Origin of the sequence: Youhaiella tibetensis, assembly GCF_008000755.1 — a bacterium.
Classification (GTDB): Bacteria; Pseudomonadota; Alphaproteobacteria; order Rhizobiales; family Devosiaceae; genus Paradevosia; species Paradevosia tibetensis.
Window position 1 is genome coordinate 3,278,246 of record NZ_CP041690.1, and the last position, 20,229, is coordinate 3,298,474.

Genomic DNA, 20,229 nt, shown 5'->3' on the forward strand with positions numbered 1-20,229 from the left:
CCCGGATCAGTGCCCGGCGAAGTCGATCAGCGCCTGGATCTGGACGCTCTCGGACCGCAGCTTGTCGGCGCCGCCCAGGTCGGGCAGGTCGATGACGAAGGCGGCGTGATCAGCCTGGGCGCCCGTGCGGCGCAGCAGGCCGATCGCCGCGATGGCGGTGCCGCCGGTGGCGATGAGGTCATCGACCAGCAGCACCTTGTGATGGCTGTTGAGCACGTTGGCATGGATCTCGATGGTGTCCACGCCGTATTCGAGCACGTAGTTCTGCCCGATGGTTTCGCCCGGCAACTTGCCGCGCTTGCGGATCGGCACGAAGCCGACGCCCATTTCGATGGCCACCCCTGCCCCGAAGATGAAGCCGCGCGCCTCGATGCCGGCGACATGGGTGATGCCCAGGTCCGCATGCGCCTCGGAGATGCGCTTGACGCTTTCGCGGAAGCCCTGCGGGTCTTCGATGAGCGTGGTGATGTCCCGGAACAGGATGCCCTTCTTGGGATAGTCGGGAATCGTGCGGACAAGCGACTTCAGGTCGAGGGACATGCGTGATCTCGAAGACGGAGGACGAAAGGAGCGGAAGCTATTTGCCGGTAACGGACTGGCGGATCCGGCGCGTAAGGACGCCGGCATTGTAGGCGGCCGACAGCGTGGCGTTGATGGCCACTTCCTTGTTGCGCGGATTGAGGACGTGCGGAGCGGCCGCGCGGACCATGGGATGCTGTGCAATGGTCGCGGCGACGCTGACGACCGTTACGGCAAGTCGAAGTGCCGACATGAGCGATCCTTTCGTTGCACTGGCATCTACCGGGCGAACATGCACAAAGCCGGCCCGCTAGGCAAGCGGCGCGCGGTCACTTTCCGTTCGCGTTGCCCAGCACCCGTCCCGCTACCGCATCGAGCCGCGACATGAGGCCCGACGGCCGCGCCTCGGGCGCGGTCATGAAGGCATGATCGAGCGCGGTGCGCGCCGGATCGTCCTCGACCTGGCGCGGGAACCCGCGCGCGATGGCGCTGACCAGCGCCTGGGCCTTGTCGCGGTTGGCGTGAAGCGTGGCAACGACCGCCTGCACGTCCACCGCCTCGTGATGGGGGTGCCAGGCATCGTAGTCCGTGACCATGGCGACCGTGGCATAGGGAAGCTCCGCCTCGCGGGCCAGCTTCGCCTCCGGCATGGCCGTCATGCCTATGATATCGGCCTTGAGGGTGCGGTACATCTCGCTCTCGGCCCGGGTGGAGAACTGCGGGCCCTCGATCACCACCAGCGTGCCGCCATCGGAAAGGGCGACGCCCGCCTCCCCGGCCGCCTTCGCCACGAGCGCGCGCAGGCGCGCCGAGACCGGTTCGGCAAAACCGACATGGCCGACGATGCCGCCACCGAAAAAGCTCGCCGGGCGCGCATGGGTGCGGTCGATATACTGGTCGGGCAGCACGAATGTGCCCGGCGCCAGGTGCTCGCGCAGCGACCCCACCGCCGAGATGCTGATGAGGTCGGTGACCCCGGCGCGCTTGAGCACGTCGATATTGGCGCGGAAATTGAGTTCGTTCGGCGCCAGGCGATGGCCGCGGCCGTGGCGCGGCAGGAACCGGAGCTTGAGCCCCTGGAATTCGGCGAAGAGGATGGCATCCGAGGGTTGGCCCCACGGACTTTCGATGGGCAACCAGCGGGGGTTTTCGAGGCCGGGAATGTCGTACACGCCCGAACCGCCGATGATGCCGAGAACTGCTTCTGTCATAGATGCCTCCAGAGTGCATGGAGCCCCGGTACGGGGCAGCAGGGCGCGGCCGGCAGGGGTTGCCGCGCAACCCGGACCGGTGATGAGAGAGGCGCCCCTGGGACCCCTAAGAAGCAAAAAAGCAAAGGGCCCCTGAGGGCCCTTTGTAAGGTCTTTGCATGACAGCCGGAAGGCTTGAACGACCAGGCGCGAGGGGCCTGGGGAAAACTTGTTTCCGTTCGCCTAGTGCTCGATGCCCTGCCAGATGCGGCGCTTGGTGAAATACATCAGCCCGGCGAACAGCAGCAGGAAGAGGATGACGCGGAAACCGGTCTCCTTGCGCGACACCATGTGCGGATCGGCCATCCAGAACAGGAACGCCGCCACGTCTTCCGAATACTGTTCGACCGTCTGCGGCACCGCTTCCTGTCCTTCGGCGGCGACATAGGCGACGCGACCATCGGTCAGCGGCGGAGCCATGCCGATCGAGTGACCCGGGAAGATGGCATTGTAATGCTTGCCCTCGGGCACCTCGGCGCCGGCCGGCGGCGGATCCTGGTAGCCGTTGAGAAGGGCGTGGATATAGTCCGCGCCGCCTTCCTGGTAGGCCGTGAAGTAGTTGAACACCCAGGTCGGGAACGGGTCGGTCACGCCGCGCGCCTTGGCGAGCACGGACATGTCCGGCGGCAGGGCGCCGCCATTGGCGTCACGGGCCTGCTGCTCGGTATCGAATGGGGCCGGCCAGCGGTCGGCGGGAACCGCCGCGCGCTTGCCGCCGGACGCATCCGGGTCGTTCACTTCGTACTGTGCGGCCAGAGCCTTGACCTGGGCCTCCGAGAACTGCGGGCCGCCCTCTTCGGTGAGATTGCGGAAGGCCAGCAGGTTCGCCGAGTGGCAGCTCGAGCACACCTCGCGGAACACCTGGAAACCACGCTGGAGCTGGTTGCGGTCGTAGGTGCCGAAGACACCCGAGAACGACCAGGGCATACGCTCGATATGCGGGGTCTCGTGCTCCTGCGCGATGGCCGGGGCCGTCACCAGGGCGGCGGCCATGGCCAGGGCAGCGAAAATGGTCTTGGTATTGATCATTTGCTTATCGCCCCGCGGTCACGAATGAGCCTTGCCGAGCACGCTCTGCGAGATGCTCACCGGCAGCGGCCGGGGCGTCTCGATGCGGGCGAGCACCGGAAGGATGATCAGGAAGTAGATGAAGTAGTAGGCCGTGCTGGCCTTGGCCAGGTAGTTCATGATCGCGATCGAGGGATCCTGCGCACCCAGGTACATCAGGAGCAGGAAGTTGAGCACGAACAGCGCATAGAACCAGCGGAACATCGGGCGGAAATTGCCCGAACGCACCGGCGAGCGATCCAGCCACGGCAGGACGAACAGGATGAGCATGGAAGCGCCCATCACGATCACGCCACCGAGCTTGGAGTCGATGAACAGCACGTTGAAGTCGATGGCGCGCAGCATCGTGTAGAACGGCAGCAGGTACCATTCGGGAACGATGTGGCTCGGCGTCACCTGGCTGTTGGCCATGATGTAGTTGTCGGGGTGGTTGAGGATATCCGGCGCGAAGAACACGAACCAGGCGAACGGGATCAGGAACACCACGACGGCATAGAGGTCCTTCATCGTGAAGTACGGATGGAAGGGCAGCGTATCGCGCTTGTCCTTGACCTCGACGCCGACCGGGTTGTTGTTACCCGGCACGTGCAGCGCCCAGATGTGCAGCACGACCACGGCCGCGATGATGAACGGCAGCAGGTAGTGCAGCGAGAAGAAGCGGTTGAGCGTCGGGTTATCGACCGCGAAGCCGCCGCGCAGCAGTTCCATGATGGAATTGCCCACGATCGGGATCGCCGAGAAGATGTTGGTGATAACCGTGGCGCCCCAGAAGCTCATCTGGCCCCAGGGAAGCACGTAGCCCATGAAGGCGGTGGCCATCATGAGGACGAAGATGATGACGCCCAGCATCCACAGCACTTCGCGCGGGGCCTTGTAGGAGCCGAAGTAGAGGCCGCGGAAGATGTGGACGTAGACGGCGAAGAAGAACATCGAGGCGCCCACCGCGTGCGCGCCCTGGATGATGCGGCCGCCGTTGACGTCGCGGCGGATGTGCTCGACCGAATTGAAGGCCAGCGCCACGTTGGGCGTGTAGTGCATCGCCAGGATCACGCCGGTGACGATCTGCGCCACGAGCATGAACACGAGGATGGCGCCGAAGGTCCACCAGTAGTTGAGGTTCTTCGGGGTCGGGAAATCCATCAGGTGTTCCTTGGAAAACCTGATGATCGGCAGGCGCTCGTCGAGCCAGCGCTCAAACCCGTTCGTAGGGTTGTAAGTCGAATGTTCGGACATCGGACGGCCCCCTATCAACCGATTTGAATCTTGGTGTCGCTGAGAAACTGGTAGGGCGGAACCACCAGGTTCTTGGGCGCAGGGCCCTTACGGATGCGGCCGGCGGTATCGTAGACCGAACCGTGGCACGGGCAGAACCAGCCGTCATACTCGCCGCTCTCGCCCACCGGGATGCAGCCCAGGTGCGTACAATTGGCGATCATGACCAGCCACTGCTCGTGGCCCGGCTTGGTGCGCTGCTCGTCGGTTTCCGGATCCTTGAGCTCGGAGAGCGGGACGGCCTGGGCCTCCTGGATCTCCTTGGGCGTGCGATGGCGGATGAAGACCGGCAGGCCGCGCCACTTGACGGTGACCGACTGGCCTTCGGCAATCGGCGTCAGGTCGTATTCGGCCGAAGCCAGTGCCAGCACCGACGCATCGGGATTCATCTGGTTGATGAGCGGCCAGGCGACGCCGGCCACGGCGACCGCGCCTACGGCACCGGTCGCGACGTACAGGAAATCCCGTCGCGTCGGCTCGGTTTGAGTTTGTGTATTGCTTGCCACGGTTTGTCCCCGCACTAACTGAGCTTGCTGCTTCCCGCGCGGACCCGGAAGTCGGGAGCAGGAATGACGATTTGCCGCACGGAACCGGCGGCAGAAATCCGGGCTCTTTTTGCACTGTCACAAGCGCTTGTCCAGCCCGCGCGGCGCCCATCCAGCAACGATGCGACACTATACCCAGTTTCCCGCGGGTTTTACGCGGTTTGCCGGGGCTTAGACACCGGCTTGCCGGGTGCGACAACGCATTCCGGAAATGCCCTGCCTTATTTGGCGTAGATTATATGTGACATAGACAACACATAGGGTTTGCACGCCCGGTCCTGCGCGCTTAAACCGCACCCGGACACGATCACAATCAAGCCAGCCATGACGGTCGACCTAGCGCTCTATCAACCCGACATCGCCCAGAACACGGGCACCCTGCTCCGCCTGGGCGCCTGCCTGGGCGTGGTCGTGCACGTGATCCATCCGACCGGCTTCCCGTTCTCGCGCCAGTCCCTGCGGCGCGCCGGGCTCGACTATCTCGATCACGTCGAGTTCATCGAGCACGTTAGTTTTACCGCTTTCGACGCCTGGCGGCGCGAGGCGGGGCGGCGCCTGGTGCTGCTCACCACCAAGGCTAGCGATTCCACCTATCGAGCCGCCTACGCCGAAAACGACATCCTGATGACCGGCCGCGAAAGCGCCGGAGTGCCCGACGCGGTGGCCCAGGCCGCCGACCTGCGGGTGCGCATCCCCATGCGACAAGATATGCGCTCGCTCAACGTCGCAATTGCTGCAACGCTCGTGCTAGGGGAGGCACTGAGACAGACCGGACAATTCGAGACGCTCGCATGACACTTCCCCTCGATATCGACACCAAGAAAGCCAAGGCCAGCGCGTGGTTCCGCGAACTGCGCAACGCCATCGTGGCCGAACTCGAATCCCTTGAGGATTCCGTGCAGGGCCCGCACGCCGACCGTGCGCCCGGCCGCTTCGTCATCGAGCCCTGGGACCGGCCTGCCGGTGGCGGCGGCGAAATGTCGATGCTGCACGGCCGCGTCTTCGAAAAGGCGGGGGTCCATATCTCCACGGTCTCCGGCCAGTTCTCGGAAGACTTCGCCAAGCAGATGCCGGGCACCGATCGCGGCGCCGAATTCTGGGCCTCGGGCATCTCGCTCATCATCCACCCCTGGAACCCCAATGTTCCGGCGGTACACATGAATACCCGCATGATCGTGACCGGTGAGCTCTGGTTCGGCGGCGGCGCCGACCTTACCCCGGTCCTCGACCGCCGGCGCACCCAGGAAGACCCCGACACCGTCGACTTCCACGCCGCCATGAAGGGGGCCTGCCTCGAGAACGGGGTGGATTACGACGCTTATAAGAAATGGTGCGACGAGTACTTCTATCTCGCCCATCGCAAGGAGCCGCGCGGCATCGGCGGCATCTTCTACGACCACCACAATTCGGGCGACTGGGACCGCGACTTCGCCTTCACCCAATCGGTGGGCCGCGCCTTCAAGCAGGTGTACGTCGAACTTGTCCGCCGCAACTTCGAGACGCCCTGGACCGACGAGGACCGCAACGAGCAGCTCGTGCGCCGCGGGCGCTATGTCGAATTCAACCTGCTCTACGACCGCGGCACGACCTTCGGCCTCAAAACGGGGGGAAACGTCAATTCCATCCTCTCCTCGATGCCGCCTGAGGTACGCTGGCCGTAGCCCAAGGAGCATAGATGCCGGTAACGGACATCCAGATCGCCGGGTACCGTTCGATCCGGAAGATCCGGTTCCCGGTGCGCCAATTGTCGGTTCTTGTCGGCGGTAACGGCGTCGGCAAGACCAATCTCTACCGCGCCCTCGAACTGCTCCACGCGGCTGCCCTGGGCACCTTCGCCGAGGAAATCGCGCGCGAGGGCGGATTGGCATCGGTGATGTGGGCCGGCGAGCGCCGGGTTACCGACAAGCCGGTGCTGACCCTCTCGGCGACCTTCGAGGACATAACGGGCGGCGGCTACGCCCCCAACCTGAGCATCACCACCGGCTTCGCCCCGAGCTACGGGCTCGAAACCGGCTTTCCCCAACCCACCGCGGCGGCTTTTCCCGAAGAAGCGCAGATCAAGAGCGAAATGCTCTCGATGAAGGCGGGCAACCGCACCGTCTCCCTCCTCGAGCGTCGCGACTCGGTAGCCTGGGCCCGGGACACCGACGGGCGCCGCGTGCAGGCCGCCGAGGGGCTCCTCGCCAGCGAGACGGCGCTATCGGCCCTGCGCGGCGGCTTTCCCGAAGTGGATGCGGTGCGCGAAGCGCTCTCGTCCTGGCGCTTCTACCACGCCTTCCGCACCGATGCGGCCTCTCCGCTGCGCCGGCCGGGCCTGGCGACCACCGCTCCCACGCTCAATGCCGATGGCTCCAACCTGGCGGCGGTCTTCGCCACCATCCGCCATATCCGCGAGGACACCACCGACCTCGATGAGGCCATCGACCAGGCCTTTCCCGGCGCCGCGCTCGAGGTGCCGGTGCCCGACAAGACCTCGAGCTTCTCGCTGGTATTCCCCGAATTCCGGCACCGCCCCTTCGGCGCGGCCGAGCTCTCGGATGGCACTTTGCACTTCCTGGCGCTCATGGGGGCGCTCCTCTCCTATCGCCTGCCGCCCTTCATCGCCCTCAACGAACCCGAGAACAGCCTGCACCCGAGCCTGCTGCCGGCCCTCGCCCGGGTCATCGCCAAGGCCGCGACGCGCACCCAGGTCTGGGTCGTGACCCATTCGCGCGAACTGGCGGATTCGCTGGCGTCCGAGACCGGCGTGCTGCCCCGCCAGGTCATCCGCAAGGACGGCGGCACCTGGCTTGCAGGACTCAACGATCTGGGATTCTTCCCGGACGAGGACTGAGCCAGACCGGAACTCATCGCCGCCTCTGCCGTTTCCCCAAGGCAAAGACCTAGGAGGAAGCCATGAAGCGCTTTGATTGTGGGACTTTGGTTCCCGGTTGCACCTACCACACCGAGGCCGACAGTGAGGCCGAGATCGTGCGTCGCGAGATCGAGCACCTGCGCTCGGCCCATGGCGAAACCGAAATCCGTCCCGAGATGGTCGAACACATCAAGGACCGTATCGTGGAAGTGGTGCCCCACTAGCCCCGGACGGAAGCCAGCAGCGCGTCGCGATCGAGGGTGAACCCGCTCTCGATCCAGAGGCGCTCGAGCCGGGTGAGTTCAATTCCCAGCGCCTTGCCGGGGAGCATGCCCTTACGCAGGAGATCCGCTCCCGAGAGCGGAAACTTCGGCACGACCAGCGCATTGAGCCGCTGCCGGTTCTCGGCCACTTCCTCGCCGTCGCGATGCCCAAGCGCCGCCGCGACCGCCACCGCATCCTCGACATGACGCGGATAGCGATAGGCCGCTTCCTGGAGTGCACCCAGGTTGATCAGCCCCGCCGCCTTGAGCGTTGCCTCGGCCTGCGCAACGAGATCGTTGGAGAGACGCCAGCGATCCTGGATCGCCTGCGGATCGCTCCCCTGCATGATGATCGCCAACCGCCCGGTCCGCGCCGGAAAGGGCGACAGCGCCTCATAAGCCGCCAGTTGGCCCGGCTTGGCCTGGGGCAGTTCGAGCACGCCGACCCGCGTCATCTCCTCGAGCGTGCGCGCGACCTTTGCCAGCGCCAGCATGCGCGTGATCTCGGTGCCCACCCGCTCGGCCGAAAGCCGGGACAGCGTCCCGGCGGCGCGGCGGCAGGCCTCGAGCCCTTCCGGGTCGAAATGCTGCCGGCCGTGGCTGGCCGAGAAGCGGAAGAAACGGTAGACGCGCAGCCGGTCCTCGGCGATGCGCCTCTCCGGATCGCCGATGAAGCGGATGCGGGCCTCGAGGCAATCGCCCAGCCCGTCCAGCGGGTCGAACAGCGTGCCGTTCGCCGCGCAGTAAAGCGCGTTGAGGGTAAAGTCACGCCGCTCGGCGTCGTGGCGCCAGTCGGTTCCGAAACGCACCACGGCATGGCGCCCGTCCGTCTCGACGTCCTCGCGTAACGTGGTGACCTCGGCAAGGTGATGCCCCGCCTTGAGGGTGACCGTGCCATGCTCGATTCCGGTGGGATAGGACGCGATGCCCGCAGCCTTGGCCCGGCGGATGACCTCGTCGGGCGTCAGCTCCGTGGCCAGGTCGATGTCGGTGCTGGTGCGGCCATGCCCCATGAGCGTGTCGCGCACCACCCCGCCCACGGCGCGGGTGCGCCCGTGGTGCCCATCGAGCGCCACCAGGATGCGTTGCAGTTCCGGCTCGGCCAGCCATGGCGCGTTTCGCAGCCTGGCGCGCGCCTCTTCCTGGCTCACCATTGCGTTTCCCCAGCTAGCGCCAGGTTGCGGAACCGGCGGGTAAGGTTGGCGGTGATGCCCCAGATGCGATGGCCATCGTGCTCGATCTGGACCGTCGCATGCTCCTGCCCGTTGCGGCGCACCCGAAACGTGCCATAGGCGGCCTCGGTCGCCAGCTTGGCCAGCGGCACCTCGAACAGCGAATCCACTTCACTCGGATTGGGGACGAAGAGGCCGGACGGCACGACTTCAGCCACAACCGGTGTGATGAGGTAGTTGGTGCCGGTATAGTAATGGGGCATGAACCCCAGGATGCGGGCATCCCGCGCCTGCATCCCCACTTCCTCGAAGGCCTCGCGCAGGGCGGCCTCGGCCGGCCCCGCATCGGTAGGGTCGATCTTGCCGCCCGGAAAGGCCACCTGCCCCGAATGGGCGCGCAGGTCCGGCGAGCGCTCGGTATAGAGCACCGTAAGCCCTTCGGGCCTGTGAATGAGGGAGATGAGCACGGCCGCCGCCACGGGCGGGCGATCGGGCGGAAACTCGGGCTGCCAGTCGGGGAGGAAGGCGGCGCCTTCCTCGAGGACTTCGGGTTCCTTGAGTAGCCGCTGGCCGATCCGGGCTATTCTCTCGTCGTCGGCCAGCACCCTGTACTCCTAAGCCTGCCTGCGCGCTCCGAACGCTGCGATCGGGCCCTTGAGTCGGACCGAGAGCGTCGGGTCCGCAGAGTGCAGGAGGACGCGCTTGGGATCAACCGGGCCGGGCCATTGCACATTGCCCTCCGGCATCTGCACATAGCCGAGCGGACCGTAGTAATCATAGTCGCCGACCAGGATCACGAAGCTGCCCTTGCCGCGCTCGAGCGCGATGCGGCTGACCTCGCGCGCCAGGAGCTTACCGGCGCCGCGCTTGCGGAACGCCGGATGCGTGGCCAGCGGCCCGAGCATGTAGCCATCGATCCCGCCAATGCTGATCGGGGTCATCCAGACCGAGCCGCAGGGGGTGCCATCGACTTCGGCGATGAGGCTCAGGGTCGGATCGATCGGGAACCGCTCGCGGACGCGGAACGCCGTGCGCGCAAACCGGCCGGGACCGAAGGCGGTAGCCTGCAGTTCCTCGACGAAGGCATCATCGGCGGAAGTGGCGAAACGAACGGTGGGCGCGCCCATCTGGAGCGGCGCAGCCTGAGCGGCGGAGAGGGAAGGAGCGATCATGGTGACGTGTCCAAAAGTGCGAGAAGGACTGTTGCGGCTGCTCAAATGCAGCCACTTGCTGACCGATTACGGTCGTCGGGTCACCTGAAAGACATTCTCCATCCTAGACGCCTCCTGACGCCTGAAAATCGCATTAGCACCATGGTGGGCCTCGCGCAAACGAAAGTCGGGACCAAGCCCAAGTTTTTCAAGACAGTGTGTCCTGAATTTTGCGCCTAGTAGGAAAGTGCCCAAATAGGGTCTTAGGATGACGCAAACCGAACGGAAAGGGATCGATCTTGGGACTTTTGATTGACGGACAATGGTCGAGCCAATGGTACGACACCAAACAGACCGGCGGCTCTTTCGAACGGGCGGCCTCCGCCTTCCGCAACTGGGTGACAGCCGACGGCAGCGCCGGGCCCTCCGGCGAGGGCGGCTTCAAGGCTGAAGCTGGCCGCTACCACCTCTATGTTTCGCTCGCCTGCCCCTGGGCGCACCGGGCCATCATCTTCCGCAAGCTCAAGGGGCTGGAGGACCTGATCTCGATGTCGGTCGTCTCCCCCAGGATGCCCGACGAAACCGGCTGGGCCTTCACCGAGGAAATGGGATCGACTGACGACCCCGTGAACGGAGCCGAATATCTCTGGGAGGTCTATGCCAAGGCCAAGCCCGACTATAGCGGCCGCGTCACCGTGCCGGTGCTCTGGGATAAGCAGCGCGACACCATCGTCAACAACGAGAGCTCGGAAATCATCCGCATGTTCAACTCGGCCTTCGACGGGCTGACGGGAAACACGCTCGACTTCTACCCCGAGCCGCTGCGCGAGAAGATCGACGCCATCAATGCCCGCGTCTACGCCGAGATCAACAATGGCGTCTATCGCGCCGGTTTCGCCACCCGCCAGGAAGTCTATGAAGCGGCGGTGGCCAGACTCTTCGCGGCGCTCGACTGGGTCGAGGGGCTGCTGGGCGAACACCCCTACCTCGCCGGCGACACCCTGACCGAAGCCGACTGGCGCCTGCTGACCACCCTCTTCCGGTTCGATGCGGTCTATGTGGGGCACTTCAAGTGCAATATCCGCCGGATCGCAGACTATCCCAACCTAACCCGCCTGCTGCGCGAGCTCTACCGGGTCCCCGGCGTCGCCGAGACGGTCAATATGGATCATATCAAGACGCACTATTACTGGAGCCACGTTACGATCAATCCGACCCGCATCGTGCCGGTCGGCCCCGAACTGGGCTTCATGCAGGACTGATCGCCTCAGTCTTCCCCGGCAGGGCTGTGTCGGGGAAGACACACCGCAAACGGGGTTGCGGCGTTTTGCGGACTTCGGGTTGACACATTGGGGCTCTAACAAGCATATGGCCGCCCCCGCTGACGAACGTCGCCGCGGCCCTCCATTTTTTTCGCCCTTTCAGAGCCGAGACCATGACATCCGACAGCCAAACGACTGCCGCCCCGCCGGTGGAGCAGCCCATCGACGACGCCACGGCCCGACGCAATACCCTCGTGATCTCGCTGCTGCTGGTTTCAGCCTTCGTGGTGATTCTCAACGAGACCATCATGGGCGTGGCCCTTCCGCACCTGATGACCGATCTCCAGATCACCGCCAGTGCGGCCCAGTGGCTGACCACCGCCTTCATGCTGACCATGGCCGTGGTGATTCCCATCACCGGGTTCCTGCTGCAGCGCTTCACCACCCGCGCCGTCTTCATGTTCGCCATGACGGCCTTTTCGACCGGCACCCTGATCTCGGCCATTTCGCCGGGCTTCGAGGTGCTGCTGCTCGGCCGCGTCGTACAGGCCGTCGGCACCGCCACCATGATGCCCCTGCTCATGACCACGGTCATGAACCTGGTTCCTGCCGCCTCGCGCGGGCGGGTAATGGGCAATATCTCGATCGTCATCTCGGTGGCCCCGGCCATCGGCCCGACCATTTCCGGGATCATCCTCAACATCCTCGACTGGCGCTGGATGTTCTGGCTGGTGCTGCCGATCGCGGTCGCCTCGCTGCTGCTGGGCATGGCACGCATCAAGAACGTTTCGACGCCGCGCCCCGCCCCGTTCGACGTGCTCTCGGTCATCCTCTCCGCCTTCGCCTTCGGCGGGCTGGTCTATGGCCTTTCGAGCCTGGGTGAAGCCGCCAGCCATCCCGGCCCGGTACCCGGCTGGCTGCCGATCGCCATCGGCGCCTTCGCCCTGGTGCTTTTCGTGTGGCGCCAGCTGGCGCTCCAGCGCGAGGACAAGGCCCTGCTCGACCTGCGCACGTTCCTTTCGCGCGTGTTCACCGTCTCGGTGGTGATGATGGCGATCAGCATGATGGCGCTTTTCGGCACCATCATCCTGCTGCCGATCTACATCCAGAACGTGCTGGGGCTCGACGCCCTGCAGACCGGCCTGCTGTTGTTGCCGGGCGGTCTCATCATGGGGCTCATCGCCCCCTTCGTCGGGCGTCTCTATGACCGGTTCGGCCCCGGGCCGCTGATCATTCCCGGCTCGATCCTGGTGAGCGCCGTGCTCTGGGGCATGACCCTGCTCGGTCAGCATACGTCCCAGTACTGGCTGCTGGCGGCGCATGTGACGCTCAGCATCGGCCTGGCCCTGATGTTCACCCCGCTCTTCACCGCCAGCCTCGGCTCGTTGCCGCGCCACCTCTATTCACATGGCAGCGCGGTGATCGGCACGGCCCAGCAGCTGGCGGGCGCCGCCGGCACGGCCCTCTTCGTGGCCGTGATGTCGATGACCGCCGGACGCCTCGCTGCCAGCGGCGTCGACCAGGTCGCCGCCACGGCAGAAGGCATCCATACTGCGTTCATCTGGGGCGCCGTGATCTCGATGTTCGCCATCGTGGCCGCCTTCTTCGTGCGCAAGCCCGAGACCGAGGACGTGCCCGAAGGCGCCGTGGCCGGCCACTGACACTCTCGCCTCCCCGGCCAGCCGGGGAGGCATTACTCCCTGAAATTACTAGACGACGCCCCAGACGACACTGCGCGGCTCCCCGCCGAAAACCTCTGCTACACGCCGCGTCGTCGCCGGCGACAGCCCCTCGGGCAGCGCATCGAGCGCAAACCAGCCCGCCTCGGCAATCTCGAAACTTTTCCGAAATTCCACCGCCTGTTCGAACTCGCGGCAGAGATAAAGCGCCACGTGGTCGCGATTGGTGACGCTGCTCACATTGTGGTAGATGCCGAACAGTTCCATCGGCCCGGTAACCCTGAGCCCACCTTCCTCGAACACCTCGCGCGCCGCACTTTCTTCGGCGGTTTCGCCCGGCTCGACCCCGCCGCCCGGCAACTGCCAGCCGGGCATATAGGTATGACGTATCAAGAAGATTTTATCGCCATCGATCAGCATCACCCGCACGCCGAACGTGATGCGCCGCTTGAGCCCGACGGCGAAGAGAAATACACGCGATCTGAGGCGTTGCCAGCGAGTGAGTAGCATGCTCGATCTCCAGTTCGATTCCCTCAATAGCAGGACGAGTGCGACGGCAGAAATGCGGCCTTGGCAAAATAGACGTTTTCTTGGCCCCTCCCGCGTGGCATTAGGCGCGCGATGACAAATCTGGCCCATATCTCGGACATCCACCTGGCACCCCTGCCGCCTGTCCGCCCCCGGGACCTCCTTTCCAAGCGCATTACCGGCTTTCTCAACTGGAAGCTGAAGCGGAACAGGACTTTGGATGGCGATGGCCTGGCCAGCCTCATCCGCCACATGCGCAGCCAGGAGCCCGACATCGTCGCCGTTACCGGCGACCTGACGAACCTGGCCCTCGATGCCGAGATCGACAATGCCGGCCGCTGGCTGGAAACGGTGGGGACGCCCGAAGCGGTGTGCGTGTGCCCCGGCAACCACGACGCCTATGTGCCCGGAACGCTCGAAAAGGCCCTCGAGCGCTGGGACGGCTACATTACCGGGGAGACGGTGACCCAGGCGCCCTTTCCCTATGTGCGCCGCGTGGGCGACGTAGCGGTGATCGCCTGTTCGAGCGCCATCAGCACCCCGCCCTTTTTCGCGGCCGGACGCTTCGAGCAAGCCCAGGCGCAGCGGCTGGCCCGCTGCCTGGATGTACTGGGCGAGGCTGGCTATTTCCGCGTGGTGATGATCCACCACCCGCCCAATGTGGAAGACCGCAACTACCGGCTGGGCCTATGGGGCGCGCAGCTGTTTCGCGACGTGGTCGCCGAACATGGCGCCGAGGTGATCCTGCACGGCCACACCCACAAATCCACCATCCACTCCATTCCCGGTCCGAGCATGGATGTGCCCGTGATCGGCGTGGCAGCGGCGGGCGCCGCGCAGGGCGGCACCCACGACGACCCGGCGCGCTACAACCTCTTCCGCATCGAGAAATCGGGCAATGGCTGGTCCTGCACCATGCGCGAATACGGCTTCCAGCGCCTGGGCAGCGAAATCGTGATGCGCCTGCAGATGCGGATCTACTGACGAGCGATAACAGCTCGCCTCCAGTGAAGCCCCGGGTGGCCGGCCGGCCCTTTCGGGCCGACCGTCGTTGTCAGGCCGAAAGCCGTTCTTCGCTTTCGTTGCGCGGCTCGCCCTCGTTAGGATTGCCCTTGCCGGTGGTGATGAGTGCCTTGAGGCTTCCCACGACATAGGTGCCCCACCCGTTCGAGCAGACTTCGAAGCACTCGTATTCGGGCACGAGGCCGATGTGGGTAAAGCGCAGGCGCGTGCCCCCGGCCACCGGCTCGATGTCAAAGACGATGTCCGTGCCCGTCCACTCGGACTTGTCCCTGGTGAAGCTGAAGTTGTTCTTGACGATATGCCAGGCGACGCGCTTGCCCGGCACGAGTTCGGTGACGCGAATCTCGGCGCGGTGGACATCGCGGTAGCCGTAGAGGAAGGTCGAGCCCGCGCGGTCGGTCTCGCCATTCACATTCTCGGACCACCAACCACGCACGTTGTTGATGGCTTCGAACACGGCCTGCGGCGCCTGCGGCACGACGTATTCGGCGGTGTAGTTCTCTTCAGTCATCGTTAGTCTCCTTGGTTGAAAAGGCATAGGCGTGCCGGCGCCGACGCGCGCGAACGCGCGCCCGGCCGGTCAGCGTCGGTGTGGAGTGGAGTGGAGGACTAGGGCGTTAGGTTTACGCCCTTGAGGTCGTAGTGCTGGATGTAGACAGCCTGCCGCTTCCGCCATCCATTCTGATCGACCGGGGTGACGACCTCGGCCAGCATCGCGCCCAGGTGCTCGAAGAAGTCGTGCCAGCCGGGCAGCATGAGGGCGCTGCTGGCATAGGGTATTCCCTGATGGGTGAAGACCAGCCAGGTCCCCTCGCCTTTCGTCTGCAGTTCGTAGCGCACAACAGATTGTGGCGCGTGGGTATTTGACCACCCGAATTCGAGCACATGGGGCGGATCCCATTGCCGGACGACGCCGGTCATCGGGTGCGACCCATCCACCATGAGTTCGAACCGCCCGCCCACGCGCGGCTCGACGATGGCTGCGCCCATCCAGTCGGCCAACCTCTCCGGCTGCGTCAGCGCGCTCCAGACGGTTTCGATCGGACGCGCATAGAAGCGCTCGAAACGGACATCGATACGGTCCTGCCGCCGGGAGAAGGTGCCAAGCTCGTCATTGACCGCCATGTCAGTCGCTCCTCTTCAAATGTTCATCCAGCGCATCCAGCTTGCCCGCCCAGAAGGCGCGGTAGGGCTGCAGCCAGTTGTCCAGTTCCTCAAGCGGAAGCGGATCGATGCTGTAGAGACGGCGCGGACCATCGGCCCGCACCTGAACCAGGCCCGCTTCATGCAAGGCCCTGAGGTGCTTGGACACATTGGGCTGGGGCAGCTTAAGCGCTTCAACCAGCGTGCCCGCCGATTGCTCGCCGGCCAGCAGGAGGCCCAGGATGTCGCGGCGGACCGGATCGGAAATGGCTGTGAACAGAGACATGCCATCATATTCCGCAACAGGCATATGCCTGTCAAGGCATATAATGAAGGCGCCCAGTTTTCAAACGCCTCAGGACCACCTATCTCTAAGGGGTTCGATTCACGCGCAAGGCTCCATGTCCGTAACGACCTTTCTCATCGACAAGCCGGCCTTCGACATCGCGACCGGTATCGTTCGTTTCGACTATGGCCTGGACGATCGCCGTTTCTGCGAAACGCTCGAACTGCCCAAGGGCGCAGATCCCTATGCGGCCCAAAGCCCCACCTTCCAGAAGCTGCTCGGACTTGCGGCGATCGTGCTGGGCGTGAGCTACTTCAAGCTGCTCGCCCCGCTCCAGATCGCAGCGCCCGACATCGCGCTGACCGAAGAGGAGCGCGAGTTCGTCATCGACGTCTACGAGAACGGGCTGGGCGAGTTCTACGCGCGCAACAACCTGCGCCGCTTCGGCAAGCTGAGCCTGGTGGCGCCCGCGGACAACCATCGGCCCGAAGTTTTCAAGCTGCGCGATCGCGCCTTGGTGCCCATCGGGGGCGGCAAGGACTCGCTGGTGAGCGTCGAACTCCTGCAGGCCGCCGAAGTGGACTTCACCCCCTTTGCGGTCAACCCCAAGGGACCGATCCTCTCATCGGTCAGCGAGATCGGCATTCCGCCGATCTATGTGACGCGCACGCTCGACAAGGAAATGATCCGGCTTTCCAAGGAGCCGGGTTTCTACAATGGCCATGTGCCCTCGACCGCCATCAACTCGATGATCGCCGCCCTCTGCGCGATCCTTTTCGACTACGACCGCATCGTGCTCTCCAACGAGCGCTCGGCCAGCGAGGGAAACGTCGCCTTCGACGGGCGGGAAGCCAACCACCAGTATTCCAAGTCGATCGCGTTCGAATCGATCATCGGCAGCGTGCTGGCCAATGCCACGGGCGGCTCGCTCCAGTATTTCTCGATCCTGCGCCCCTATTCGGAAGCCAGGATCGCCACGCTTTTTGCGCGCGAGACGAAATACGACCACGTCTTCTCGAGCTGCAACCGCAACTTCCGGCTCGCCGGGCACGAGGGGCCGCTCTGGTGCGGGGAATGCCCGAAATGCCATTTCGTCTTCCTGATCTTCGCGCCGGTGATGAGCAAGGAGCGCCTGACGGGAATATTCGGCAAGGACCTCCTGGCCCAGCCCGAGCACGAGCATTCCTTCCGCGAGCTCACCGGGCTCGCCGGCCAGAAACCCTGGGAATGCGTGGGCGAGATCCTGGAAGCGGCGGCCTGCCTCTATGAACTGACCAAGCGCCCGGAATGGGCGGACGAACCCATTGTCCAACGGCTCAAGCCCGACCTGCTGGCACAGTACGGACAATCCCAACTTGAGTTTGCTTTGGCCGAGCTGATGGCCGACAGTAGCGTCCATCACATACCCCAAAGTCTTGCCGCGAGGATTTCGCCCCATGCACTTTGATGCGCCTGTGTTGCTCTATGGAGCGGGCCGTGAAGCCCGTTCGACGCGCGAGTTCATCCGCACCCATTCGCCGGACACCAAGGTCTTTGTGACCGTGGATAGTGGCGAGGTGGACATCGAGGACGTGGAGGTGCTGGCGCCAGCCGACCTGCCCGACGCCATCGCCGCCAGGAAGTTCGGAACGATCGTCAAGAGCCCGGGCGTATCGCGTTACCGGCCGGTCTTTGCCATCGCGCGCGAAGCGGGCATCGCGGTAACCTCCAACCTCAACCTCTGGGGCGAGCAGTATCGCGACGAGGTCAAGGTCATCGCCATTTCGGGGACCAAGGGCAAGTCGACCACCGCGACGCTCGCCTGGCTGATGCTGGTCAACTCGGGCGTCGACGCCGGTCTTGGCGGCAATGTGGGTGTGGCTCCGCTCGATGTCGCCGACAAGTACAGGACGGTGGTCTTCGAGCTCTCATCCTACCAGACGGCGGACATGGCGTTTACACCCGACATCGCCGCCATCACCAACCTTTCGCCCGAGCACACGGACTGGCACCGGGATGTCGAGCACTACTATGCCGACAAGCTCAATCTCATCGACCGCGACCGGGACTTCCCGGTGGCCCTTGGCGTGGGCGCCAAGGACAACAAGCTGGTGCTCGAGGCCCTGCGCGACCCCAAGCGCCTGATCGCCCCGCTCGACCGCGTGGTCGACCAGGCGGTGGTCGACGCCGTGAGCACCTCGCGGCTCAAGGGCGCGCACAATCTCGACAATGCCCGGCTGGCGGCGCAGATCGCCCTGGCGGGCGGGGCGACGCTGGAAGGCGTGCTCAAGGGCATCGCCGCCTTCAAGCCGCTCCCGCACCGACTCGAGGAACACCATTTCGGCGGCCTGCTCTTCGTCAACGACTCGATCTCGACCACGCCCGAGGCCACCAAGGCGGCACTCGCGGCCTTTCCCGGCATGCGTATCGCCCTCATCGCAGGCGGGCACGAGCGCAACCAGGACTATGCGGAACTGGCCACCCTGCTCGCGCCGCGCGGCGTGACCGTGCTGGTCTGCCTGCCCGTAACCGGGGACAGGCTAGCTACGGCGACCTACGCCGCCGCGCCGCAGATCGAAGTGCTCGAAGCGGAAAACCTCGAAACGGCGATGCAGGCCCTGGCCAGCCGCCGCAACCGGTTCGATGCGGTCATCCTTTCGCCCGGCGCGCCCAGCTACAACCAGTTCAAGAATTTCGAGGAACGGGGCAATACCTTCATCGCCCTGGCCGAAGAGCTCTTCGGCGCCAAGGCGGCATAGCTAGGCAGGCCACCACTCGAAGATGCCGATGCGGCAGTATTCGCGAAAGCCGAGCCGTTCGTAGACCGGCCGTCCCATGGTCGATGCGCCCAGCACCGCGGCCTTGAGACCGTCGTCGCTGGCCTGCTTGAGCGGCACCACCGTCATGGCGGCGCCGATGCCGCGGCGTCGGTAATCGGGCGCGGTATAGACGAAATAGAGCCCGGCAACGCCAGCGCCATAAAGCATGGTTGCAGTGGCGACGGGTTCGCCGTCGAGTGTGCCCAGGAAATGGTGCCATTCGGGATGATCGAGGCCGATGCGGGCATACATGTCGCCCACCCAGCGCGCCTCGACCTGACCCTCCCCGAACCCGCCACCGAGCAGGTGCACCCAGGAATCCAGCTCGGCCTGCGTGCTGATCCGCCTGACGGAAAAGCCGTTTGGAACACGAACCGCCTCGGGCACGACGGAGAGATCTGCCGCCATGCCGTAGTCGTCGCCCGCATAGGTGAAACCGGCGCGATCGAGCCGCTTTTCGAGATCGGCGGGGCGCATGGAGGGGCCCACATGCCAGGCACCGGGAACATTACGGCGCTTGAGGGCTTCGAGCGACGCAGCGATTGCCGCATCGGCATTGCCCTTGGTGAGGCGCGCCCCATAGACGGCGTTATGGTAGTCGATGGGCGAGCCGCCAATGACCCAGTCGAGTTCGTCATGCCGCTCTTCCCCGCCTCCGGCGCGGCCCAGCTCGAGCAGGAACTTGGCGCCGTTTGCCTCGATGGCGGCCGTCAGCGCGCCGGCGCCGAGATCGGCGAGCGGGCTCATGCTGGTTGCATTTCGGGCTTCACCTCTTCGAGCTCGATCAGGGTGCCGTCGAAGTCCTTCGGATGCAGGAAGAGTACGGGCAGGCCGTGAGCCCCGATGCGGGGCTTACCATCGCCTAGCACGCGCGCGCCCGTGGCGACGAGCTTGGCGGCGGCATCGGCAAGATCGCTGACCTCGAAGCACAGGTGATGGATGCCACCATCCGGGTGTCTGGCCAGGAACGCGGCTATGGGCGAGTTTTCGCCGAGCGGATGAAGCAGTTCGATCTTGGTATTGTCGAGCTGAACGAACACGACGGTCACCCCATGATCGGGCAGCGGCTGAGGTTCGGAAACCTCGGCGCCCAGAGTGACGTGATACCGCGCGGTTGCCTTTTCAAGGTCGGGAACCGCGATGGCGACGTGATTGAGGCGGCCGATCATGAATAGGCCGGGGTGTGGTGGCACACCCCCCTCCCGACCTCCCCCGCAGCGGGGGACGTGTTTCGATCCGGATGCCGGACAACGAAGCGCCCCACGACCGCGATAGGCGCCTCCCTCCTTGCGGGGGAGGCTGGGAGGGGGGTGACGCTGGCACTGAATTGGTAGCCCACCCCCACCCTTGTTCCCTCCCCACAAGGGCGAGGGAGACGATGGGGCGCGCCGAAGGACGTCCCTCCCCCTTGTGGCG

Annotated in this window: 24 protein-coding genes; 9 read left to right on the forward strand and 15 right to left on the reverse strand. The window is 65.0% G+C overall.

Annotated elements, in window-relative coordinates; translation table 11 throughout:
• Nucleotides 1–6 precede the first annotated feature (6 nt).
• The 6 genes from FNA67_RS16080 to petA form a co-directional block, all read right to left on the reverse strand.
• A complete protein-coding gene (locus tag FNA67_RS16080; protein WP_049706114.1) occupies nucleotides 7–540 on the reverse strand; it encodes an adenine phosphoribosyltransferase in 534 nt (177 codons plus the stop codon).
• A gap of 37 nt (nucleotides 541–577) precedes the next feature.
• Nucleotides 578–772, reverse strand: a complete 195-nt coding sequence (locus FNA67_RS16085; RefSeq protein ID WP_147656906.1) for a hypothetical protein — start codon at nucleotides 770–772, stop codon at nucleotides 578–580.
• A 76-nt stretch (nucleotides 773–848) separates the two neighbouring features.
• Nucleotides 849–1,730, reverse strand: coding sequence for an S-methyl-5'-thioadenosine phosphorylase (locus FNA67_RS16090; RefSeq protein WP_147656908.1), 882 nt, complete (start codon nucleotides 1,728–1,730; stop codon nucleotides 849–851).
• Between the two features lie 222 nt (nucleotides 1,731–1,952).
• Nucleotides 1,953–2,798 (reverse strand): cytochrome c1, encoded by an 846-nt coding sequence (locus tag FNA67_RS16095; protein ID WP_049706117.1) that lies wholly within the window; start codon nucleotides 2,796–2,798, stop codon nucleotides 1,953–1,955.
• Between the two features lie 18 nt (nucleotides 2,799–2,816).
• Entirely contained in the window at nucleotides 2,817–4,070 is a 1,254-nt protein-coding gene (locus FNA67_RS16100) for a cytochrome b (RefSeq protein ID WP_049706118.1), read from the reverse strand.
• A gap of 14 nt (nucleotides 4,071–4,084) precedes the next feature.
• On the reverse strand, nucleotides 4,085–4,615 hold the full coding sequence (gene petA, locus FNA67_RS16105) for a ubiquinol-cytochrome c reductase iron-sulfur subunit (protein WP_210246391.1): 531 nt from the start codon (nucleotides 4,613–4,615) through the stop codon (nucleotides 4,085–4,087).
• A 363-nt stretch (nucleotides 4,616–4,978) separates the two neighbouring features.
• On the opposite strand from petA, the gene FNA67_RS16110 reads away from it, so the two are divergent.
• The 4 genes from FNA67_RS16110 (at nucleotide 4,979) to FNA67_RS16125 (ending at nucleotide 7,732) form a co-directional block, all read left to right on the forward strand.
• Nucleotides 4,979–5,449, forward strand: a complete 471-nt coding sequence (locus FNA67_RS16110; RefSeq protein ID WP_147656910.1) for a tRNA (cytidine(34)-2'-O)-methyltransferase — start codon at nucleotides 4,979–4,981, stop codon at nucleotides 5,447–5,449.
• Nucleotides 5,446–6,315 carry an oxygen-dependent coproporphyrinogen oxidase gene (gene hemF / locus FNA67_RS16115; protein WP_049706120.1) on the forward strand — a complete coding sequence of 290 codons (870 nt, stop codon included), beginning with the start codon at nucleotides 5,446–5,448 and terminating at the stop codon, nucleotides 6,313–6,315. The genes FNA67_RS16110 and hemF overlap by 4 nt, the downstream gene beginning before the upstream one ends.
• A 14-nt stretch (nucleotides 6,316–6,329) precedes the next feature.
• Nucleotides 6,330–7,487, forward strand: a complete 1,158-nt coding sequence (locus FNA67_RS16120) for an AAA family ATPase (RefSeq protein ID WP_147656912.1) — start codon at nucleotides 6,330–6,332, stop codon at nucleotides 7,485–7,487.
• Between the two features lie 62 nt (nucleotides 7,488–7,549).
• Nucleotides 7,550–7,732: a DUF1059 domain-containing protein gene (locus FNA67_RS16125; protein ID WP_049706122.1), complete on the forward strand. Its 183-nt coding sequence runs from the start codon at nucleotides 7,550–7,552 to the stop codon at nucleotides 7,730–7,732.
• On the opposite strand, the gene FNA67_RS16130 is transcribed toward FNA67_RS16125, so the two are convergent.
• The 3 genes from FNA67_RS16130 to FNA67_RS16140 are packed head-to-tail and all read right to left on the reverse strand — an operon-like array spanning nucleotide 7,729 to nucleotide 10,115.
• Nucleotides 7,729–8,925: a CCA tRNA nucleotidyltransferase gene (locus FNA67_RS16130; RefSeq protein WP_147656914.1), complete on the reverse strand. Its 1,197-nt coding sequence runs from the start codon at nucleotides 8,923–8,925 to the stop codon at nucleotides 7,729–7,731. The two genes, FNA67_RS16125 and FNA67_RS16130, sit on opposite strands and share 4 nt — an antisense overlap.
• On the reverse strand, nucleotides 8,919–9,548 hold the full coding sequence (locus tag FNA67_RS16135; RefSeq protein WP_053167986.1) for a CoA pyrophosphatase: 630 nt from the start codon (nucleotides 9,546–9,548) through the stop codon (nucleotides 8,919–8,921). Before FNA67_RS16135 ends, FNA67_RS16130 begins: the two co-directional genes overlap by 7 nt.
• Before the next feature lie 9 nt (nucleotides 9,549–9,557).
• Nucleotides 9,558–10,115 carry a GNAT family N-acetyltransferase gene (locus FNA67_RS16140; RefSeq protein WP_053167989.1) on the reverse strand — a complete coding sequence of 186 codons (558 nt, stop codon included), beginning with the start codon at nucleotides 10,113–10,115 and terminating at the stop codon, nucleotides 9,558–9,560.
• A 278-nt stretch (nucleotides 10,116–10,393) separates the two neighbouring features.
• Between FNA67_RS16140 and FNA67_RS16145 the strand changes: the two genes are divergently transcribed.
• Complete coding sequence (locus FNA67_RS16145; RefSeq protein WP_147656916.1) at nucleotides 10,394–11,356, forward strand: glutathione S-transferase family protein; 963 nt, start codon at nucleotides 10,394–10,396, stop codon at nucleotides 11,354–11,356.
• A gap of 173 nt (nucleotides 11,357–11,529) precedes the next feature.
• Nucleotides 11,530–13,017, forward strand: a complete 1,488-nt coding sequence (locus FNA67_RS16150) for an MDR family MFS transporter (protein WP_147656918.1) — start codon at nucleotides 11,530–11,532, stop codon at nucleotides 13,015–13,017.
• Between the two features lie 48 nt (nucleotides 13,018–13,065).
• Here the strand turns inward: FNA67_RS16150 and FNA67_RS16155 are convergent, their stop codons facing one another.
• Nucleotides 13,066–13,545 carry an NUDIX domain-containing protein gene (locus tag FNA67_RS16155; protein ID WP_049706126.1) on the reverse strand — a complete coding sequence of 160 codons (480 nt, stop codon included), beginning with the start codon at nucleotides 13,543–13,545 and terminating at the stop codon, nucleotides 13,066–13,068.
• A 111-nt stretch (nucleotides 13,546–13,656) separates the two neighbouring features.
• Between FNA67_RS16155 and FNA67_RS16160 the strand changes: the two genes are divergently transcribed.
• Nucleotides 13,657–14,547, forward strand: a complete 891-nt coding sequence (locus tag FNA67_RS16160) for a metallophosphoesterase family protein (protein WP_049706127.1) — start codon at nucleotides 13,657–13,659, stop codon at nucleotides 14,545–14,547.
• Nucleotides 14,548–14,617: 70 nt separating this feature from the next.
• Here the strand turns inward: FNA67_RS16160 and FNA67_RS16165 are convergent, their stop codons facing one another.
• The 3 genes from FNA67_RS16165 to FNA67_RS16175 all read right to left on the reverse strand — a co-directional run bounded on the left by FNA67_RS16165 (nucleotide 14,618) and on the right by FNA67_RS16175 (nucleotide 16,015).
• A complete protein-coding gene (locus FNA67_RS16165; protein WP_147656920.1) occupies nucleotides 14,618–15,097 on the reverse strand; it encodes an SRPBCC family protein in 480 nt (159 codons plus the stop codon).
• A 98-nt stretch (nucleotides 15,098–15,195) separates the two neighbouring features.
• Nucleotides 15,196–15,711, reverse strand: a complete 516-nt coding sequence (locus FNA67_RS16170) for an SRPBCC family protein (protein WP_147656922.1) — start codon at nucleotides 15,709–15,711, stop codon at nucleotides 15,196–15,198.
• Nucleotide 15,712: 1 nt separating this feature from the next.
• On the reverse strand, nucleotides 15,713–16,015 hold the full coding sequence (locus FNA67_RS16175) for an ArsR/SmtB family transcription factor (protein ID WP_049706130.1): 303 nt from the start codon (nucleotides 16,013–16,015) through the stop codon (nucleotides 15,713–15,715).
• A 115-nt stretch (nucleotides 16,016–16,130) separates the two neighbouring features.
• On the opposite strand from FNA67_RS16175, the gene FNA67_RS16180 reads away from it, so the two are divergent.
• Complete coding sequence (locus FNA67_RS16180; protein ID WP_147656924.1) at nucleotides 16,131–17,462, forward strand: endonuclease domain-containing protein; 1,332 nt, start codon at nucleotides 16,131–16,133, stop codon at nucleotides 17,460–17,462.
• The gene (gene murD / locus FNA67_RS16185; protein ID WP_049706132.1) at nucleotides 17,452–18,753 is read left to right on the forward strand and encodes a UDP-N-acetylmuramoyl-L-alanine--D-glutamate ligase; all 1,302 of its coding nucleotides are present in this window, start codon (nucleotides 17,452–17,454) and stop codon (nucleotides 18,751–18,753) included. Before FNA67_RS16180 ends, murD begins: the two co-directional genes overlap by 11 nt.
• Here murD and FNA67_RS16190 read toward each other — a convergent pair whose 3' ends face one another.
• Together FNA67_RS16190 and mce are read right to left on the reverse strand one after the other, a co-directional pair.
• Nucleotides 18,754–19,560, reverse strand: a complete 807-nt coding sequence (locus FNA67_RS16190; RefSeq protein WP_147656926.1) for a GNAT family N-acetyltransferase — start codon at nucleotides 19,558–19,560, stop codon at nucleotides 18,754–18,756.
• Complete coding sequence (mce, locus tag FNA67_RS16195) at nucleotides 19,557–19,982, reverse strand: methylmalonyl-CoA epimerase (RefSeq protein ID WP_049706134.1); 426 nt, start codon at nucleotides 19,980–19,982, stop codon at nucleotides 19,557–19,559. Before mce ends, FNA67_RS16190 begins: the two co-directional genes overlap by 4 nt.
• Nucleotides 19,983–20,229 lie beyond the last annotated feature (247 nt).

What these genes read in the sequence shown, in the direction of transcription:
- FNA67_RS16080 (WP_049706114.1), bottom strand. Translation starts at nt 540, where the DNA reads ATGTCCCTCGACCTGAAGTCGCTTGTCCGCACGATTCCCGACTATCCC.
- FNA67_RS16085 (WP_147656906.1), bottom strand. Translation starts at nt 772, where the DNA reads ATGTCGGCACTTCGACTTGCCGTAACGGTCGTCAGCGTCGCCGCGACC.
- FNA67_RS16090 (WP_147656908.1), bottom strand. Translation starts at nt 1,730, where the DNA reads ATGACAGAAGCAGTTCTCGGCATCATCGGCGGTTCGGGCGTGTACGAC.
- FNA67_RS16095 (WP_049706117.1), bottom strand. Translation starts at nt 2,798, where the DNA reads ATGATCAATACCAAGACCATTTTCGCTGCCCTGGCCATGGCCGCCGCC.
- FNA67_RS16100 (WP_049706118.1), bottom strand. Translation starts at nt 4,070, where the DNA reads ATGTCCGAACATTCGACTTACAACCCTACGAACGGGTTTGAGCGCTGG.
- FNA67_RS16110 (WP_147656910.1), top strand. Translation starts at nt 4,979, where the DNA reads ATGACGGTCGACCTAGCGCTCTATCAACCCGACATCGCCCAGAACACG.
- hemF (WP_049706120.1), top strand. Translation starts at nt 5,446, where the DNA reads ATGACACTTCCCCTCGATATCGACACCAAGAAAGCCAAGGCCAGCGCG.
- FNA67_RS16120 (WP_147656912.1), top strand. Translation starts at nt 6,330, where the DNA reads ATGCCGGTAACGGACATCCAGATCGCCGGGTACCGTTCGATCCGGAAG.
- FNA67_RS16125 (WP_049706122.1), top strand. Translation starts at nt 7,550, where the DNA reads ATGAAGCGCTTTGATTGTGGGACTTTGGTTCCCGGTTGCACCTACCAC.
- FNA67_RS16130 (WP_147656914.1), bottom strand. Translation starts at nt 8,925, where the DNA reads ATGGTGAGCCAGGAAGAGGCGCGCGCCAGGCTGCGAAACGCGCCATGG.
- FNA67_RS16140 (WP_053167989.1), bottom strand. Translation starts at nt 10,115, where the DNA reads ATGATCGCTCCTTCCCTCTCCGCCGCTCAGGCTGCGCCGCTCCAGATG.
- FNA67_RS16150 (WP_147656918.1), top strand. Translation starts at nt 11,530, where the DNA reads ATGACATCCGACAGCCAAACGACTGCCGCCCCGCCGGTGGAGCAGCCC.
- FNA67_RS16155 (WP_049706126.1), bottom strand. Translation starts at nt 13,545, where the DNA reads ATGCTACTCACTCGCTGGCAACGCCTCAGATCGCGTGTATTTCTCTTC.
- FNA67_RS16160 (WP_049706127.1), top strand. Translation starts at nt 13,657, where the DNA reads ATGACAAATCTGGCCCATATCTCGGACATCCACCTGGCACCCCTGCCG.
- FNA67_RS16165 (WP_147656920.1), bottom strand. Translation starts at nt 15,097, where the DNA reads ATGACTGAAGAGAACTACACCGCCGAATACGTCGTGCCGCAGGCGCCG.
- FNA67_RS16170 (WP_147656922.1), bottom strand. Translation starts at nt 15,711, where the DNA reads ATGGCGGTCAATGACGAGCTTGGCACCTTCTCCCGGCGGCAGGACCGT.
- FNA67_RS16175 (WP_049706130.1), bottom strand. Translation starts at nt 16,015, where the DNA reads ATGTCTCTGTTCACAGCCATTTCCGATCCGGTCCGCCGCGACATCCTG.
- FNA67_RS16180 (WP_147656924.1), top strand. Translation starts at nt 16,131, where the DNA reads ATGTCCGTAACGACCTTTCTCATCGACAAGCCGGCCTTCGACATCGCG.
- murD (WP_049706132.1), top strand. Translation starts at nt 17,452, where the DNA reads ATGCACTTTGATGCGCCTGTGTTGCTCTATGGAGCGGGCCGTGAAGCC.
- FNA67_RS16190 (WP_147656926.1), bottom strand. Translation starts at nt 19,560, where the DNA reads ATGAGCCCGCTCGCCGATCTCGGCGCCGGCGCGCTGACGGCCGCCATC.
- mce (WP_049706134.1), bottom strand. Translation starts at nt 19,982, where the DNA reads ATGATCGGCCGCCTCAATCACGTCGCCATCGCGGTTCCCGACCTTGAA.